This is a genomic window from Paraburkholderia franconis (genome assembly GCF_009362735.1).
Taxonomy (GTDB): Bacteria; Pseudomonadota; Gammaproteobacteria; order Burkholderiales; family Burkholderiaceae; genus Paraburkholderia; species Paraburkholderia franconis.
On record NZ_WHNP01000204.1, the window covers coordinates 1 to 1722 of the forward strand.

1 protein-coding gene is annotated in these 1722 nt (G+C 66.6%); it reads left to right on the plus strand.

The features are described 5' to 3' along the window. Positions 1–1722, plus strand: a 1722-nt coding sequence (gene xsc, locus GCT13_RS47580; protein ID WP_227747410.1) for a sulfoacetaldehyde acetyltransferase, incomplete at both ends; no start/stop codon positions are given.

Consider the following 1722-nt stretch of genomic DNA (forward strand, 5'->3'; position numbering starts at 1 on the left):
CGGTCCGCAGGCGATGACCCCGTCCGAAGCCTTTGTCGAAACGCTGGCCGCCAACGGCGTCACCGAGATGTTCGGCATCATGGGCTCCGCCTTCATGGACGCGATGGACATCTTCGCGCCCGCCGGCATCCGCCTGATTCCCGTCGTCCACGAACAGGGCGCCGGTCACATGGCCGACGGCTATGCGCGCGTCTCGGGCCGCCATGGCGTGGTCATCGGCCAGAACGGCCCCGGCATCAGCAATGCCGTCACCGCGATTGCCGCCGCCTACTGGGCGCACAGCCCCGTGGTCATCGTCACGCCTGAGGCGGGCACCATGGGCATTGGACTCGGCGGCTTCCAGGAAGCGAAGCAGYTGCCGATGTTCCAGGAGTTCACCAAATACCAGGGCCACGTCACGCATCCGGCGCGCATGGCCGAGTTCACGGCACGCTGCTTCGATCGCGCGATCGCCGAGATGGGGCCCACGCAGCTCAACATTCCGCGCGACTACTTCTACGGCCAGATCAGGGCCGAGATTCCGCAGCCGCAGCGGCTCGATCGCGGCGCGGGCGGCGAGCAGAGCCTGAACGAAGCGGCCGCACTGCTCGCGCAGGCGAAGTTCCCGGTGATCATCTCCGGCGGCGGCGTGGTGATGGCCGACGCCCTCGACGAATGCCAGGCGCTCGCCGAGCGGCTCGGCGCCCCCGTCGTCAACAGCTATCTGCACAACGACTCGTTCCCGGCAAGGCACCCGCTGTGGTGCGGCCCGCTCGGCTATCAGGGCTCGAAGGCCGCGATGAAGCTGCTCGCGCAGGCCGACGTCGTGCTCGCGCTGGGCTCGCGCCTGGGGCCGTTCGGCACGCTGCCGCAGCACGGCCTCGACTACTGGCCGAAGACCGCGAAGATCATCCAGATCGATGCCGATCACAGGATGCTCGGGCTGGTGAAGAAGATCTCCGTCGGCATCTGCGGCGATGCAAAGGCGGCGGCCATTGCGCTCACCGAACGCCTCGCGGGCCGCACGCTCGCATGCGATGCCACGCGCGAGGCGCGCGCCAGCCAGATCGCCGGCGAGAAAGCGGCATGGGAGAAGGAACTCGACAGCTGGACACATGAGCGCGACCCGTACAGCCTCGACATGATCGAGGAGCAGAAGCACGAGCGCACGTTCAGTGGCGGCCAGTATCTGCATCCAMGRCAGGTGCTGCGCGAGCTGGAAAAGGCGATGCCCGACGATGTGATGGTGTCCACCGACATCGGCAACATCAACTCGGTGGCCAACAGCTATCTGCGTTTCAACCAGCCGCGCAGCTTCTTCGCGGCGATGAGCTGGGGCAACTGCGGCTATGCATTCCCGACCATCATCGGCGCGAAGGTGGCCGCCCCGCATCGTCCCGCGATCTCGTATGCGGGCGATGGCGCCTGGGGCATGAGCATGATGGAGACGCTCACCTGCGTGCGGCACAACATCCCCGTGACGGCTGTGGTGTTCCACAACCGGCAGTGGGGCGCGGAAAAGAAGAACCAGGTGGACTTCTACAACCGCCGCTTCGTCGCCGGCGAGCTCGACAATCCGAGCTTCGCGGGCATCGCGAAGGCGATGGGCGCCGAGGGCATCGTCGTCGACCGGCTCGAGGACGTCGGCCCGGCACTGAAGAAGGCGATCGACCTGCAGATGAATCACGGCAAGACCACGATCGTCGAGATCATGTGCACGCGCGAACTCGGTGATCCGTTCCG